The organism is Pseudomonas paraveronii (assembly GCF_963681955.1).
Lineage (GTDB): Bacteria > Pseudomonadota > Gammaproteobacteria > Pseudomonadales > Pseudomonadaceae > Aquipseudomonas > Aquipseudomonas paraveronii.
Window position 1 is genome coordinate 2,125,713 of record NZ_OY817130.1, and the last position, 14,463, is coordinate 2,140,175.

Consider the following 14,463-nt stretch of genomic DNA (forward strand, 5'->3'; position numbering starts at 1 on the left):
CGGGCGCGAGAGTATATAGCCCAAGCGCCCGTAATTATATGGCCTGTGGGATCAGCGGACTTTACCCGCGGCCTGGGTCAGCTCTTCCTTGCTGAAATCATCCACGTCGATCACCTTGCGCCTTGCCGCTTCGGCATCACGCAGGCTTTGCGCTTCGGCCGGTTGCAGTACGCCTGCGTGCAGGGCAGCGTCGATCGCATGTTCGCCGGCAGCCGGTTTGACCTGGCCGCTTTTGAGGGCAGCGTGCAGTTTTTTCTGCAGCGGATGGCTGGCGCCGAGCAGGTCGCAGGCATGTTGCAGGGCGCCCACCGGGTCTTCCACCGCTTGCGGGCGGTAGCAGCCGGCGAGCATTTCTTCCAGGGTTGGGTCGCCTTTGGCGCGGCCCATAATGGCGGCCACTTCGGCATCCAGTGCATCGGACGGCCCGGTATGGCGACGCCCGAACGGAAACACGATGACTCGCAGCAAGCAGCCGAGCAGCTTGTTCGGGAAGTTGCTGAGCAGTTCATCCAGCGCGCGTTCCGATTCTCCCAGGCTTTCTTCCATGGCCCAGGTGAACAGCGGTTCCAGGTGGTCCGGCGAATCCAGGTCGTGATAACGCTTGAGCGCCGCCGATGCCAGGTACAGATGGCTTAGCACATCGCCCAGGCGTGCCGACAGGCGTTCGCGGCGTTTCAACTCGCCGCCCAGCAGCATCATGCTCAGGTCGGCGAGCAGGGCGAATGCGGCAGCCTGGCGGTTCAATGCGCGAAAGTAAGCCTGGCTCAAGCGGTTGCCGGGGGCTTTTTCGAAGTGGCCGACACCCAGGTTAAGCACCAGGGTGCTGGCGGCGTTGCTCACGGCAAAACCGATGTGCTGCATGAGCAGGCTGTCGAATTCCTTGAGCGCCTGGTCGTGGTCTTCGCGACCGGCCAGGGCCATTTCCTTGAGCACAAAAGGGTGGCAACGGATCGCACCCTGGCCAAAGATCATCAGGTTGCGCGAGAGGATATTCGCGCCTTCCACGGTGATGAAGATCGGCGCGCCTTGCCAGCTTCGGCCCAGGTAGTTGTTCGGGCCCATGATGATGCCCTTGCCGCCGTGGACATCCATGGCGTGGCTGATGCACTCGCGGCCGCGCTCGGTCAGGTGGTACTTGAGGATCGCCGACAGCACCGAGGGTTTTTCACCGAGGTCCACCGCGTTGGCCGTGAGCATGCGCGCGCTGTCCATCAGCCAGGCGTTGCCGCCGATGCGCGCGAGGGCTTCCTGAATACCTTCGAAGGCCGCCAGCGGGACGTTGAACTGTTCACGCACCTGGGCGTATTGGCCGGTCACCAGGCTGGTGAACTTGGCCGCGCCGGTGCCGACCGCCGGTAGGGAAATCGAGCGGCCGACCGACAGGCAGTTCATCAACATCATCCAGCCCTTGCCGAGCATGTCCTGGCCACCGATCAGGTAGTCCAGGGGGATGAACACGTCTTTGCCGGAGTTGGGCCCGTTCATGAACGCGGCGCCCAGCGGCAGGTGACGACGGCCGATGTGGACGCCGGGGGTGTCGGTGGGGATCAGCGCGAGGCTGATGCCCAGGTCTTCTTCTTCGCCCAGCAGGTGGTCCGGGTCATGCGCCTTGAACGCCAGGCCGAGCAGGGTCGCGACCGGGCCCAGGGTGATGTAGCGTTTTTCCCAGTTCAGGCGCAGGCCGAGGGTTTCCTTACCTTGCCATTCACCTTTGCAGATCACTCCGGTGTCGGGCATGGCGCCGGCGTCGGAGCCGGCCAGTGGGCCGGTCAGGGCGAAGCAGGGAATATCGTCGCCACGGGCCAGGCGCGGCAGGTAGTGGTTGCGTTGTGCATCGGTGCCGTAATGCAGCAGCAGCTCGGCCGGGCCGAGGGAGTTGGGGACCATCACGGTGGACGCCAGGTCACCGCTGCGCGTTGCGAGTTTCATCGCCACCTGGGAGTGGGCATAGGCGGAGAAGCCCTTGCCGCCATACTCCTTGGGAATGATCAGGGCGAAGAAACCGTGGGTCTTGATGTGTTCCCAGGCTGCGGGCGGCAGGTCCATGGCCTGGCCGATTTCCCAGTCGCTGACCATCGCGCACAGTTCTTCGGTAGGACCGTCGATAAACGCCTGTTCTTCTTCGGTCAAACGTACCTTGGGGTACGCCAGCAACTTGTCCCAATCGGGGCGGCCGCTGAACAGCTCGCCGTCCCACCAGACGGTGCCAGCGTCGATGGCATCGCGCTCGGTCTCGGACATGGGTGGCAAAACCTTCTGAAACCAACTGAACAGCGGTTTGGTGAAGTATTGGCGGCGCAGGTCGGGCAGCAGCAGGGGCGCGGCCACGATCGCAATCAACACCCAGAAGATCAGTAGCAGCCAACCCGGTGCGTGGCTCCAGGCGCCCATCGCCAGCAGGTAAACGGCGACCACGCCCAGGGCGGGCAGGGGCGCGGTGCGCCGGTGTGCCAAATAGGCAATGCCGACCACCAGAACCAATATCCACAACAACAACATATTCAATCCTCCATGAAACCAGGGGCGAAACCACCAAAGAGCTTAGTCGGCATCCGAGAAAGCGCGGTGATCAGGGTGTGGCGAGTTGCACTGGGAGCACCTTGGGATCATCGATCACCAGGCGCTGGCATTTGGCCGAATCGTCGTTATCTCTGTGGCAGACCTGTCGTTAGACTTAAGGCTTCCCCCGGAGATCAAACGCATGGAAACCTACCTGAATCCCAGCCGCTTCATCGATAGTGACCACCCAGCGGTGGTGGAGTTCGCCGAAAAACATCGCGGTTCCAGCGCGGATTCAGGTGACCAGGCAGTCAGTCTTTATTACGCCGTGCGTGAGGCGGTGCGCTACAACCCCTACACCTTCAGCCGCGACCCCAACACCCTGAACGCCAGCTTCGCCCTGGCTGCCGGCCAGAGCTACTGCGTGCCCAAGGCCACCTTGCTCGCCGCCTGCGCGCGGCACTGCGGCATTGCGGCGCGCATCGGTTTGGCGGATGTGCGCAATCACCTGTCGACGCCACGCCTGATCGCATTGCTCAAAAGCGATGTGTTCGCCATGCACGGTTATACCGAGCTGTACCTGAACGGTCGCTGGGTCAAAGCCACGCCGGCGTTCAACCAGCAATTGTGCGAACTGTTCGATGTGCCGCCGCTGGCGTTCGATGGGATCAACGACAGTGTGTTCCACGCCTTCAATCGCCAGGGCCAGCGCTCGATGGAGTACGTGGTGGACCATGGGCAATTTGCGGATGTGCCCGAAGATTTCTTCTTTGCCCACCTGGAGAAATGTTACCCGCACCTGTTTGGCGAGCAGATGCCGAGCGTGCTGGGTGACATGCAGAGCGATTTAAGCCGCCCGTGAACCGGCGTATGCTGCTGCGTTCATCAAGCCATGTTCATCAACAATAAGGCGCGGTCATGCTGAAGATCTGGGGGCGTAAAAATTCATCGAACGTCAGGAAAGTCCTGTGGTGCGCCGAGGAACTCGGCCTGGACTATGAGGCCATCGATGCGGGCGGCGCTTTTGGTGTGGTCGACACGCCGCAATACCGTGCATTGAACCCCAATGGCCGGGTGCCGATGATCGAAGACGGCGACTTCGTGCTGTGGGAATCCAACACCATCGTGCGTTACCTCTGCGCCAAGCAGGCGTCGAACTGGTACCCGAGCGATGTAAAGGCGCGGGCCAGCGCCGAAAAATGGATGGACTGGACCACCTCGACCCTCGCCGAGCCGTTCAAGGCGGTGTTCTGGGGCATGGTGCGCACCCCGGCGGAAAAGCGTAATTGGGACGCCATCAACGCCGGGCGCCAGGCCTGCATCGATGCGCTCGGCACCGTGGAGAAGGCGCTCGCCGCACAGCCCTACCTGTCGGGCGACGACATCGGCATGGGCGATATCCCCTTGGGCAGCTTTATTTACGCCTGGTTTGAAATGCCCATCGAACGGCCTGCGATGCCCCACCTAGAGGCCTGGTACCAGCGCCTGCAACAGCGGCCGGCTTACCGCAAAACGGTGATGACCGCGTTGACCTGATACTGACTATTAATACAGGTGACTGTACTTGTGCGGCGCGGGCAAGCACCATGCTTGTCTTGCGCCGCCGTTGAACGACGTGCGGTGTAGCCTCATCTATTGTTTCTATTCCCTTCTTTGGTGCGTATTCCGATATGAGTTCCGCTCTGTCCATCCGGCAGCTAACCAAAACCTACGGCAACGGTTTCCAGGCCCTGAGTGGTATCGATCTGGATGTTGCCGAAGGTGATTTCTTCGCCTTGCTCGGCCCCAACGGCGCCGGCAAATCCACGACCATCGGCATTCTCTCGACCCTGGTCAACAAGACCAGCGGCACGGTGAATATCTTCGGGCATGACCTGGACAAATCCCCGGCGGCGCTCAAGCGTTGCATCGGTGTGGTGCCCCAGGAATTCAACTTCAACCAGTTCGAAAAGACCTTCGACATCGTCGTGACGCAGGCCGGCTACTACGGCATCCCGTCGAAAATCGCCAAGGAACGCGCCGAGCAGTACTTGACCCAACTGGGCCTATGGGACAAGCGCGACGTGCCTTCGCGTTCGCTCTCCGGCGGCATGAAGCGACGCTTGATGATCGCCCGCGCGCTGGTTCACGAACCGCGCCTGCTGATCCTCGACGAGCCGACCGCCGGGGTGGATATCGAACTGCGTCGCTCGATGTGGACTTTCCTCACCGAGCTGAACCAGAAAGGCATCACCATCATCCTCACCACCCACTACCTGGAAGAGGCTGAGCAGCTGTGCCGCAACATCGGCATCATCGACCACGGCACCATTGTCCAGAACACCAGCATGCGCAACCTGCTGGGCCAGTTGCATGTGGAAACCTTCCTGCTCGACCTGAAGAACGAACGGTCGGCGCCGCCGCAACTGCTCGGCTATCCATGCCGCCTGGTGGACAGCCGCACCCTGGAAGTCCAGGTGGATAAAGCCATGGGCATCACCGCGCTGTTCGGCCAGTTGGCCACACAGAACGTCGAAGTGTTGAGCCTGCGTAACAAAACCAATCGCCTTGAGGAGTTGTTCGTGTCCCTGGTGGAAAAAAACCTGGCGAAGGTGGCGGTATGAGTTCTGAACTGCAACCCAACCTCATCGCGCTGCAAACCATCGTCTACCGCGAAGTGAAACGCTTTACCCGGATCTGGCCGCAGACCCTGCTGCCGCCGGCGATCACCATGGTCCTGTACTTCGTGATCTTCGGTAACCTGATCGGCCGGCAGATCGGTGGCATGGGCGGTTTCACCTACATGGAGTACATCGTGCCGGGCCTGATCATGATGTCGGTGATCACCAACTCCTACGGCAACGTGGTCTCGAGTTTCTTCGGTAGCAAGTTCCAGCGCTCCATCGAAGAACTGATGGTCTCGCCGGTCTCGCCGCACACCATTCTGATCGGCTACACCCTGGGCGGCGTGCTGCGTGGCTTGATGGTCGGCGTGATTGTGACCTTGTTGTCGCTGTTCTTCACCCAGCTGCAAGTGCATCACCTTGGCATCACGCTGGTGGTGGTGGTGCTGACGGCGACGATCTTCTCGTTGCTGGGCTTCATCAACGCGGTGTTTGCGCGCAACTTCGATGACATCTCGATCATCCCGACTTTCGTGCTGACGCCGCTGACCTACCTGGGCGGGGTGTTCTACTCCATCACCTTGCTGCCGCCGTTCTGGCAGACCGTATCGCTGGCCAACCCGGTGCTGCACATGGTCAATGCCTTCCGCTACGGCATCCTCGGGGTGTCGGATATCCGGATCAGCGTGGCGATCACCTTCATGATCGTCGCCACGGCGGTGTTGTACATCGGTTGCGCACGGTTGCTGGTGAGCGGGCGCGGGATGCGCACGTAACATCGGATTGCACGCGGTAAAAAATGTGGGAGCGCGCTTGCTCGCGATAGCAGTGGATCAGTCAGCGATACAGTGACTGACCTCGCGCAATCGCGAGCAAGCCCGCTCCCACATTGGGTTCTGAGTGCAGTGTTTACCCCTGCAGCGCCAACTCGATCAGTGCGTGCAGCTCGTCCACCGCCAGCGGCGCGGTGGAGAATAGAATGCGAAACACCGTCGGCGCCGCCAGCAGGTTGACCAGGCGGTCCACGCTCGGCAGCGGTGTAGTGTTCGGGTAGCGCTCGACAATCGCTTGAAGCTGCCCGCTCAGGATGCTCACGCAATACCCTGGCGTCTGGCTGGATTGCACATCGCGCATCATGTTGCGCCCCGGCGCCGAACTCATCTCATCCAGGTATTGCTCGGCCCACGCCTGCAGGTCACCGCGCAGGCTGCCGGTGTTGGCCGGCTCGCTGTCCGGGCGCATGCGCGCCAGGGCCACATCGGCGAGCAGTACGGAGAGGTCGCCCCAGCGGCGGTAGATGGTCGAAGGCGTGACACCCGCACGCGCCGCAATCATCGGCACAGTCACGCTGGAACGCTCGTGGGCTTCCAGCAGTTCGCGCACCGCCGAATGGACGGATTCTTGTACCCGGGCACTACGGCCCCCCGGGCGGAGGCCTTCTTTTATCGCCATGCGTGTGACCTTAACACAAAGAATTTGCTTTAAGCGTCGGCCAGTAGCACACTCAGCAAAAGCAAAATATTAGCTTTAGCGGAGCGTGCCCATGTCCAGCCTCACTTCTCATCGTTCCAGCCTGGTGTTCCTGGCGATCACCTTGCTGACGTTCCTGGCGGCGTCCAGTGCGCCGACGCCGTTGTATCACCTCTACCAGGAAGGCCTGCATTTTTCCTCGGGCATGCTCACATTGATCTTCGGGGTTTACGCCTTGAGCTTGTTGGCGGCGCTGCTGACCGTGGGCTCGCTGTCGGATCACCTCGGGCGCAAGCCGGTGATTTTTGCCGCGCTGGTCCTGAATATGCTGGCGATGTTGCTGTTTATCAATGAGAGCGGCGTGGCCTGGCTGATCGCTGCGCGGACGCTGCAGGGGTTCGCCACCGGCATGGCCACCGCGGTGTTGGGCGCGGCTTTGCTCGACACCGACCGCCAGCAGGGGCCGCTGGTCAATAGCGTTGCGCCCTTGCTGGGCATGGCTTGTGGTGCGATGGGCAGCAGCCTGCTGGTGGAATTCGCGCCGCTGCCCACCCAGTTGATCTACTCGACGCTGCTCGCGCTGATGTTCGGGCAGGCCGTGTATGTGTGGCGCCTGCCGGAGACCGTCAGCCGCATCCCCGGCGCGCTGGCGTCATTGCGTCCGACCCTGCACGTGCCGCCGCAAGCGCGCCGCGCGTTATGGCTGTCGTTGCCGGTGGACGTGGCGGTGTGGGCCATGGGCGGCTTCTATCTGTCCCTGGCGCCGTCGCTGGTGCGGGCGGCGACTGGCTCGACTTCCAACCTGATCGGTGGCGGCTTGGTCGCGGTGTTGACCTTGAGCGGCGCGCTGATGATCTTCAGCCTGCGCAATCGCCCGGCCAATAAGGTCCTGCGGTTGGGCGCCAGCCTGCTGGCCGTTGGTGTGGCGCTGATCCTCGTGGCGGTCCACAGCGCCAGCCTGCCGCTGTTTTTCATTGCGACGTTGATCGCCGGCAGTGGTTTTGGCGCGGGCTTCCTCGGGGCCTTGCGCAGCGTGGTGCCGCTGGCCTTACCCCATGAGCGGGCGGGGTTGATGTCGGCATTTTATGTGCTGAGCTACCTGGCGTTCTGCCTGCCGTCTTTGCTGGCGGGCAATCTGATCCGCAGTTTTGGCCTCATCGCTACCACGGACGGCTACGGCGCCGTGCTGATCGTGCTGACCCTCGGCGCCCTGGCCGGGTTGCTGCGCCAGGACGTGCTGCGCGTCGGGTGCAAGGGCAGCGCCTGATGCTATATTGGTAAAATAGATAACAGTTAGAGATATTACCCGTTATATAGATATACGCTCAGGTTCTACCATGGCCTCAACCTCATGCGAGGAAGAGGATTGCCATCATGACCTGCTCGACCACCCTGAACTACAAACCCTTCAGCCACCTGACCCGACCGCGGGAAGTGATTCGCCAGTTCACCCCGAACTGGTTCGCCGCCACCATGGGCACCGGAGTGCTGGCGTTGGCCCTGGCGCAACTGCCGGTCAAACTGCCGGGTGTGTACGCCATCGCCGAAGGATTGTGGCTGTTCACCATCGGCCTGTTCATCCTGTTCAGCGCCTTGTATGCGGCGCGCTGGGTGATGTTTTTCGACGAGGCGCGGCGGATCTTCGGGCACTCTACGGTCTCGATGTTCTTCGGCACCATTCCCATGGGCCTGGCCACGCTGCTCAACGGTTTGCTGTTGTTCGGCCTGCCGCGCTGGGGCGCTGGCGTGGTGCCGCTGGCCGAAGCGCTGTGGTGGCTGGACGTGGCGATGGCAGTCGCCTGCGGCGTGCTGATCCCGTTCATGATGTTCACGCGCCAGGAACACAGTATCGACCAGATGACCGCCGTCTGGCTGTTGCCGGTGGTCGCCGCCGAAGTCGCCGCCGCCAGCGGTGGCCTGTTGGCGCCGCACCTGGCGGATGCTCACGGGCAATTGGTGATGCTGGCGACCAGCTACGTGCTGTGGGCATTTTCGCTGCCGGTGGCGTTCAGCATTCTGACCATCCTGATGCTGCGCATGGCCCTGCATAAGCTGCCCCACGCCAACATGGCCGCGTCGAGCTGGCTGGCGCTTGGCCCGATTGGCACCGGTGCCCTCGGTATGTTGCTGCTGGGCGGCGATGCGCCGGCGATCTTCACCGCCAATGGCTTGCCCGCTGTCGGTGAAATCGCCAACGGCCTGGGCCTGATAGCCGGTATCACCCTGTGGGGCTTCGGTTTGTGGTGGATGCTGATCGCGGTGCTGATCACCCTGCGTTACCTGCGCGCCGGTATCCCGTTCAACCTGGGCTGGTGGGGCTTCACTTTTCCGCTGGGGGTCTACGCCCTGGCCACGTTGAAGCTGGCGAGCGTGTTGCACCTGGGGTTCTTCAGCGTATTTGGCGGTGTGCTGGTGCTGGCGTTGGCGCTGATGTGGCTGATCGTCGCCAAACGCACGGTGCAGGGCGCCTATAAAGGTGAGCTTTTTGTTTCACCGTGTATTGCAGGATTAGCGAATAAGTAAGCGGGATTAGGTAAAGTCGTGGCCTGAAAAAAAACCAGGCCACGCAGGAACACGGACGATGAGCCACCCCTCACAATTCACCTTGCTGCGCACGCGGCGCTTTCTGCCGTTCTTCATTACCCAATTGCTGGGTGCCTTTAACGACAACATCTTCAAGCAATCGCTGATCCTGGCGATTCTCTACAAGTTGACCATCGACGGCGACCGCGCCATCTGGGTCAATCTGTGCGCCTTGTTGTTTATCCTGCCGTTCTTCCTGTTCTCGGCGCTGGCCGGGCAGTTTGGCGAGAAATTCAACAAGGACGCGTTGATCCGCGCGATCAAGGTCGGCGAGATCATGATCATGGCCGTCGGCGCCACGGGCTTTTTGTTCAATCATCTGGAACTGATGCTGCTGGCGCTGTTTGCCATGGGCACCCACTCGGCGCTGTTCGGCCCGGTGAAGTACTCGATCATGCCCCAAGCCCTGCACGAGGAAGAGCTGGTGGGCGGCAACGGTCTGGTGGAAATGGGCACGTTCCTGGCGATCCTGGCTGGCACCATCGGCGCGGGGATCATGATGTCGTCCACCAACTACGCGCCCGTGGTGGCGGTGGCGATTGTCGGCGTGGCGGTGTTGGGCTACCTGGCCAGCCGCAGCATTCCGCGGGCCGCAGCGTCTACGCCGCAACTGCGGCTGGACTGGAACATCTTCAGCCAGTCCTGGGCCACCCTGCGCCTGGGCCTGGGGCAGACCCCGGCGGTGTCGCGTTCGATCGTCGGCAACTCGTGGTTCTGGTTTGTCGGCGCGATCTACCTGACGCAGATCCCGGCCTACGCCAAGGAATGGTTGTACGGCGACGAAACCGTGGTGACCCTGATCCTCACGGTGTTCTCAGTGGGTATCGCGCTGGGTTCGATGCTCTGCGAAAAACTTTCCGGGCGTAAGGTGGAAATCGGCCTGGTGCCGTTCGGCTCCTTCGGCCTGACGGTGTTTGGCCTGCTGCTGTGGTGGCATTCCGGCGGCATGCCGCAGAACGTGCAGGCCAACGACTGGCTGGCGGTGCTCGGGTACGGCCAGGCCTGGTGGGTGTTGTTCGATATTCTGGGCCTGGGGGTGTTCGGCGGCTTCTATATCGTGCCGTTGTACGCGCTGATCCAGTCGCGCACCGCCGAGAACGAACGGGCGCGGGTGATCGCCGCCAACAATATTCTCAACGCGTTGTTCATGGTGGTCTCGGCGATTGTGTCGATCCTGCTGCTGAGCGTGGCCAAACTGTCGATCCCCGAACTGTTTCTGGTGGTGTCGCTGCTCAACGTCGCGGTCAACGCCTACATCTTCAAGATCGTCCCCGAGTTCACCATGCGTTTCATGATCTGGCTGCTCAGCCATTCCATGTACCGCGTCGAGCATCGCAACCTGGAGCTGATCCCGGACGAAGGCGCGGCCTTGCTGGTGTGCAACCACGTATCGTTCGTCGATGCGCTGTTGATTGCTGGCGCGGTGCGTCGGCCGATTCGCTTTGTCATGTACTACAAAATCTACCGCTTGCCGGTACTCAACTTTATCTTTCGCACCGCCGGGACGATTCCGATTGCCGGGCGCAATGAAGACATCCAGATCTACGAAAAAGCCTTCACACGGATTGCGCAGTACCTGAAGGACGGCGAGTTGGTGTGCATCTTCCCGGAAGGCAAGTTGACCGCCGATGGCGAGATGAACGAGTTCCGTGGCGGCGTGACGCGCATTCTGGAAGAGACGCCGGTGCCGGTGATTCCGATGGCGTTGCAGGGGTTGTGGGGGAGCTTTTTCAGCCGCGATCCTGACAAGGGCTTCTTTCATCGGATCTGGTCGCGGGTGGTGTTGGTGGCGGGTGAGCCTGTTGCGGTAGAGGCGGCGACACCTGCGCAGTTGCAGGCGGTGGTTGGTGTTCTGCGTGGGGGAGTCAGGTAGTTCTGTGCTGGAGGTACCGGCCTCATCGGGGGCAAGCCCCCTCCCACACTAGACCGCGCTCGTCAGAACAACTCGGTCAAATGTGGGAGGGGGCTTGCCCCCGATGGCGGTAGCGGCCTAAGCGCTGATCTTAAGCCCGACAAGCCCGCAAATGATCAACGCCACACTGGCCAGCCGGAACAACGCCATGGATTCCCCAAACAGGATAATCCCGGCGATCACCGTGCCCACTGCACCCACGCCGGTCCAGATGGCGTAGGCGGTGCCCAGCGGCAATTCCTTCATGGCCAGCCCCAGCAGGCCGAGGCTGATGGCCATGGCGGCAATCGTCAGGGCGGTGGGCAGTGGCTTGCTGAAACCGTCGGTGTACTTCAAACCGACGGCCCAGCCGACTTCAAACAGCCCGGCGAAAAACAGAATGATCCAGGACATGATGACCTCCCTCTCTAAAAGCGGGGTCGTCCCCTGATGTGTACGCGATAGCGTCGCGAGGTCGTCCCCGCGGCGCTCGGTAGAGTGCCGAAGATTGATCGGTCGATCAAGTTTTCGCGGTGTTCTCCAGTGCGCGGCGGTCTTGCTTTTCGCTCATGCGGCGGAAGTAAGTCGACAGCAGCGCCCCGGAAATATTGTGCCAGACGCTGAACAGCGCACTCGGCACCGCAGCCAGCGGTGAAAAATGCGCGCTGGCCAAGGCCGCGCCCAGCCCGGAGTTCTGCATGCCCACTTCCAGCGCCAGCGACTTGCGTTGCGCCAACGGCAGCTTGAACAGGCGGCCGGTGAAGTAGCCCAGCACGTAACCGAAGCTGTTGTGCAACATCACCACGGCCATGATCAGCAGGCCCGACTCGGCGATCTTCGCCTGGCTGGCGGCCACCACGGCGGCGACGATGATCACGATGCTGACCACCGACACCAGCGGCAGCACCTCCACCGCATGGCGGACCCGCTCGCCGAGCACGCGTTGTGCGACGACGCCGAGCACGATCGGCAACAGCACCACTTGCAGGATCGACCAGAACAACTCCATGAACGACACCGGCAGCCAGGCCGAAGCCAACAGCCAGATCAGCGCCGGGGTCAGTAGCGGGGCGAGGAGGGTGGTGACGGCGGCGATGGCCACCGACAGCGCCAGGTCGCCACGGGCCAGCCAGGTCATCACGTTGGACGAGGTGCCGCTTGGGCAGCAGCCGACCAGGATCACCCCGACGGCAATTTCGGGCGGCAGGTTGAAGGCCTGGCACAGCAACCAGGCCACGCCCGGCATGATTACAAAGTGCGCGACCACGCCCAGGGCCACACGCCACGGATGGCGGGCGACTTCGGCGAAGTCTTCGAGTTTGAGGGTCAGCCCCATGCCGAACATCACCAGGCCCAGCAGCGGGACGATGGCGCTTTTCAAGCCGATGAACCAGCCGGGTTCGAAGAAGGCCAGCACGGCAAAGATCAACACCCAATAGGCGAAGGTATTGCCGACGAAGCGGCTCAAGGCGGCGAGTGCGCGCATGGGGCGGTCCTTATTATTAGGTGTACGGAAAAACCATTGTAGGAGCGAGCTTGCTCGCGAAAATCGTCAACGATGACGCGGGCATGTTGAATGCACGCGGCGCGCTCAGGTTTTTCGCGAGCAAGCTCGCTCCTACAGTAAGGCGATAGTGCGCTTAGATACCCTGTGGGGTCTCTTCGCCGCCCAGTGCTTCGATCAGCGCCGGCAGGAATTCGCCGAAGGTCAGCATCATCAGGGTAAAGCTGGCGTCCAGTTGGCCCAGCGCTTCGTCGCCGCCGTCCTGTTCAGCCTGGTCCTGCAGCAGGTCTTCGAACTTCAGGCGCTTGACGGTCATCTTGTCGTCGAGCATGAAGGACAGCTTGTCCTGCCAGGCCAGCGACAGTTGGGTCACCACTTTGCCGGTGGTCAGGTGCAACTGGATTTCTTCGCCGGTCAGGTCCTGGCGCTTGCAGCGCACGATGCCGCCGTCTTCGTGGGTGTCGCGCAGTTCGCATTCGTCGAGGACGAAGAAGTCATCGGCCGGTTTCTGGGTGGTGACCCAGTCGGTCATGATCGCGGTTGGCGCGGTTTTCACGGTGAGTGGGCGCACCGGCAGGGTGCCGATCACTTCACGCAGGGTCGACAGCAGGTCTTCGGCGCGTTTCGGGCTGGCCGAGTTGACCAGGATCAGACCCTGTTTCGGCGCGATCGCGGCGAAGGTCGACGAGCGACGGATAAACGCGCGCGGCAGGAAGGCCTGGATGATTTCATCCTTGATCTGGTCCCGCTCCTTTTTATAGACCTTGCGCATTTGCTCGGCTTCGATCTCTTCGACTTTCTCTTTCAGTGCGTCACGCACCACGCTACCCGGCAGGATGCGTTCTTCCTTGCGCGCAGCGATCAGCAGGAAGTCACCGCTGACGTGAACCAGGGGAGCGTCTTCGCCTTTACCGAAAGGCGCGACGAAACCGTAAGTGGTCAACTCCTGGCTTGCACAAGGGCGCGCCAGTTTGGTGGCCATTGCAGTTTCCAACGCCTCGGCATCAACAGGCAGATCTTGGGTCAGGCGATAGATAAGCAGGTTCTTGAACCACATGGGGTGAGTCTCTCCTTTATACAAAGGGGGGCATTATTGTCTTGATAGCGGCTGAGGCCAACCCTGCCTAAGCCATTGGAAGGGCTGAAAAAAAAGATTTAAGAAAGTGCTTGCCAGACCTTGGGTCGCTCCGTAGAATGCGCGCCACACCGAAACGAAGGGTGATTAGCTCAGCTGGGAGAGCATCTGCCTTACAAGCAGAGGGTCGGCGGTTCGATCCCGTCATCACCCACCATTCGCTTCATGTGTTACGCGCAGCGGTAGTTCAGTCGGTTAGAATACCGGCCTGTCACGCCGGGGGTCGCGGGTTCGAGTCCCGTCCGCTGCGCCATATTCGGTCACCTGGAACGCTGAACGCCAGGTCACCACAGAAAGCCCGCTCATTGAGCGGGCTTTTTTTTGCCTGGGATTCAGCTCGGCGATCTCAAGGTCAGCTTATCGCCGTTTATTGGATCTAGAAGAAATCAGCAATCACCAAGATTTTTTCCGTGGCGAAAAGTGACTCATATATCGCTTCATGTGGAACTTCACGCGCTAACCAAGCGCTTGCGTTGTAGACCCGCGCCTTGTTGAAAAACACTAGGTGCGTCTCGTCTCCACGCTCAAACAGTTTGAATTGTTGCTCCTCCATGTCGGCGCAAAGCTCGTCGAATAGCGTGGGGTCTCTTTTTGACAGCGCGACGAGGATATCGGCCCTGTCCAGGCCGGCTTCACTGGCCGCCCATAAGACGATACGCGTTGCCACCTCCATTTTTTCGCTTGGGGTGCCAGCGTTCAAAGCGTGTTGGACATCGGGGTAGCTGGAGGCCAGGCGCGAAGCAATGGTCTTTTTTCTCGTGGCGCTCATGACTGACTC

13 protein-coding genes and 2 tRNA genes are annotated in these 14,463 nt (G+C 61.3%); 9 read left to right on the forward strand and 6 right to left on the reverse strand.

Annotated features, from left to right (window positions below; translation table 11 throughout):
* Positions 1–51: 51 nt before the first annotated feature.
* Positions 52–2,499 (reverse strand): acyl-CoA dehydrogenase, encoded by a 2,448-nt coding sequence (locus tag U5A08_RS09770; RefSeq protein WP_321851344.1) that lies wholly within the window; start codon positions 2,497–2,499, stop codon positions 52–54.
* A 202-nt stretch (positions 2,500–2,701) separates the two neighbouring features.
* On the opposite strand from U5A08_RS09770, the gene U5A08_RS09775 reads away from it, so the two are divergent.
* The 4 genes from U5A08_RS09775 to U5A08_RS09790 all read left to right on the forward strand — a co-directional run bounded on the left by U5A08_RS09775 (position 2,702) and on the right by U5A08_RS09790 (position 5,878).
* Positions 2,702–3,361: a transglutaminase-like domain-containing protein gene (locus U5A08_RS09775; RefSeq protein ID WP_321851345.1), complete on the forward strand. Its 660-nt coding sequence runs from the start codon at positions 2,702–2,704 to the stop codon at positions 3,359–3,361.
* A 56-nt stretch (positions 3,362–3,417) separates the two neighbouring features.
* Positions 3,418–4,035 (forward strand): glutathione S-transferase family protein, encoded by a 618-nt coding sequence (locus U5A08_RS09780; protein WP_321851346.1) that lies wholly within the window; start codon positions 3,418–3,420, stop codon positions 4,033–4,035.
* 134 nt (positions 4,036–4,169) lie between these two features.
* Entirely contained in the window at positions 4,170–5,102 is a 933-nt protein-coding gene (locus tag U5A08_RS09785) for an ABC transporter ATP-binding protein (RefSeq protein WP_253394506.1), read from the forward strand.
* Positions 5,099–5,878 carry an ABC transporter permease gene (locus tag U5A08_RS09790; protein WP_321851348.1) on the forward strand — a complete coding sequence of 260 codons (780 nt, stop codon included), beginning with the start codon at positions 5,099–5,101 and terminating at the stop codon, positions 5,876–5,878. Before U5A08_RS09785 ends, U5A08_RS09790 begins: the two co-directional genes overlap by 4 nt.
* 133 nt (positions 5,879–6,011) lie before the next feature.
* Here U5A08_RS09790 and U5A08_RS09795 read toward each other — a convergent pair whose 3' ends face one another.
* Entirely contained in the window at positions 6,012–6,554 is a 543-nt protein-coding gene (locus U5A08_RS09795) for a TetR/AcrR family transcriptional regulator (protein ID WP_321851349.1), read from the reverse strand.
* A gap of 91 nt (positions 6,555–6,645) precedes the next feature.
* Here U5A08_RS09795 and U5A08_RS09800 point away from each other — a divergent pair, with 91 nt between their 5' ends.
* From U5A08_RS09800 to U5A08_RS09810, 3 genes are all read left to right on the forward strand, one after another.
* The gene (locus U5A08_RS09800; protein WP_253394512.1) at positions 6,646–7,839 is read left to right on the forward strand and encodes an MFS transporter; all 1,194 of its coding nucleotides are present in this window, start codon (positions 6,646–6,648) and stop codon (positions 7,837–7,839) included.
* A 107-nt stretch (positions 7,840–7,946) separates the two neighbouring features.
* Positions 7,947–9,095 (forward strand): TDT family transporter, encoded by a 1,149-nt coding sequence (locus U5A08_RS09805; RefSeq protein ID WP_253394514.1) that lies wholly within the window; start codon positions 7,947–7,949, stop codon positions 9,093–9,095.
* Positions 9,096–9,153: 58 nt separating this feature from the next.
* Positions 9,154–11,028 carry an MFS transporter gene (locus U5A08_RS09810; protein ID WP_253394516.1) on the forward strand — a complete coding sequence of 625 codons (1,875 nt, stop codon included), beginning with the start codon at positions 9,154–9,156 and terminating at the stop codon, positions 11,026–11,028.
* 117 nt (positions 11,029–11,145) lie between these two features.
* Here the strand turns inward: U5A08_RS09810 and sugE are convergent, their stop codons facing one another.
* The 3 genes from sugE to rdgC form a co-directional block, all read right to left on the reverse strand.
* On the reverse strand, positions 11,146–11,460 hold the full coding sequence (sugE, locus tag U5A08_RS09815; RefSeq protein WP_017136389.1) for a quaternary ammonium compound efflux SMR transporter SugE: 315 nt from the start codon (positions 11,458–11,460) through the stop codon (positions 11,146–11,148).
* Between the two features lie 106 nt (positions 11,461–11,566).
* Positions 11,567–12,532 carry a bile acid:sodium symporter family protein gene (locus tag U5A08_RS09820; RefSeq protein WP_253394518.1) on the reverse strand — a complete coding sequence of 322 codons (966 nt, stop codon included), beginning with the start codon at positions 12,530–12,532 and terminating at the stop codon, positions 11,567–11,569.
* A gap of 154 nt (positions 12,533–12,686) precedes the next feature.
* Positions 12,687–13,607 (reverse strand): recombination-associated protein RdgC, encoded by a 921-nt coding sequence (rdgC, locus tag U5A08_RS09825; RefSeq protein WP_247405496.1) that lies wholly within the window; start codon positions 13,605–13,607, stop codon positions 12,687–12,689.
* 159 nt (positions 13,608–13,766) lie between these two features.
* Between rdgC and U5A08_RS09830 the strand changes: the two genes are divergently transcribed.
* A tRNA-Val gene (locus U5A08_RS09830) sits at positions 13,767–13,842 on the forward strand.
* Between the two features lie 19 nt (positions 13,843–13,861).
* Positions 13,862–13,938 (forward strand) — tRNA-Asp (locus U5A08_RS09835).
* Positions 13,939–14,061: 123 nt separating this feature from the next.
* Here U5A08_RS09835 and U5A08_RS09840 read toward each other — a convergent pair.
* Positions 14,062–14,454, reverse strand: a complete 393-nt coding sequence (locus U5A08_RS09840; protein ID WP_169864037.1) for a hypothetical protein — start codon at positions 14,452–14,454, stop codon at positions 14,062–14,064.
* Positions 14,455–14,463 lie beyond the last annotated feature (9 nt).

Coding starts and splice junctions, on each gene's coding strand:
- U5A08_RS09775 (WP_321851345.1), top strand. CDS start 2,702: ATGGAAACCTACCTGAATCCCAGCCGCTTCATCGATAGTGACCACCCA.
- U5A08_RS09840 (WP_169864037.1), bottom strand. CDS start 14,454: ATGAGCGCCACGAGAAAAAAGACCATTGCTTCGCGCCTGGCCTCCAGC.
- U5A08_RS09790 (WP_321851348.1), top strand. CDS start 5,099: ATGAGTTCTGAACTGCAACCCAACCTCATCGCGCTGCAAACCATCGTC.
- U5A08_RS09795 (WP_321851349.1), bottom strand. CDS start 6,554: ATGGCGATAAAAGAAGGCCTCCGCCCGGGGGGCCGTAGTGCCCGGGTA.
- U5A08_RS09805 (WP_253394514.1), top strand. CDS start 7,947: ATGACCTGCTCGACCACCCTGAACTACAAACCCTTCAGCCACCTGACC.
- U5A08_RS09800 (WP_253394512.1), top strand. CDS start 6,646: ATGTCCAGCCTCACTTCTCATCGTTCCAGCCTGGTGTTCCTGGCGATC.
- U5A08_RS09785 (WP_253394506.1), top strand. CDS start 4,170: ATGAGTTCCGCTCTGTCCATCCGGCAGCTAACCAAAACCTACGGCAAC.
- U5A08_RS09780 (WP_321851346.1), top strand. CDS start 3,418: ATGCTGAAGATCTGGGGGCGTAAAAATTCATCGAACGTCAGGAAAGTC.
- rdgC (WP_247405496.1), bottom strand. CDS start 13,607: ATGTGGTTCAAGAACCTGCTTATCTATCGCCTGACCCAAGATCTGCCT.
- U5A08_RS09810 (WP_253394516.1), top strand. CDS start 9,154: ATGAGCCACCCCTCACAATTCACCTTGCTGCGCACGCGGCGCTTTCTG.
- U5A08_RS09820 (WP_253394518.1), bottom strand. CDS start 12,532: ATGCGCGCACTCGCCGCCTTGAGCCGCTTCGTCGGCAATACCTTCGCC.
- sugE (WP_017136389.1), bottom strand. CDS start 11,460: ATGTCCTGGATCATTCTGTTTTTCGCCGGGCTGTTTGAAGTCGGCTGG.
- U5A08_RS09770 (WP_321851344.1), bottom strand. CDS start 2,499: ATGTTGTTGTTGTGGATATTGGTTCTGGTGGTCGGCATTGCCTATTTG.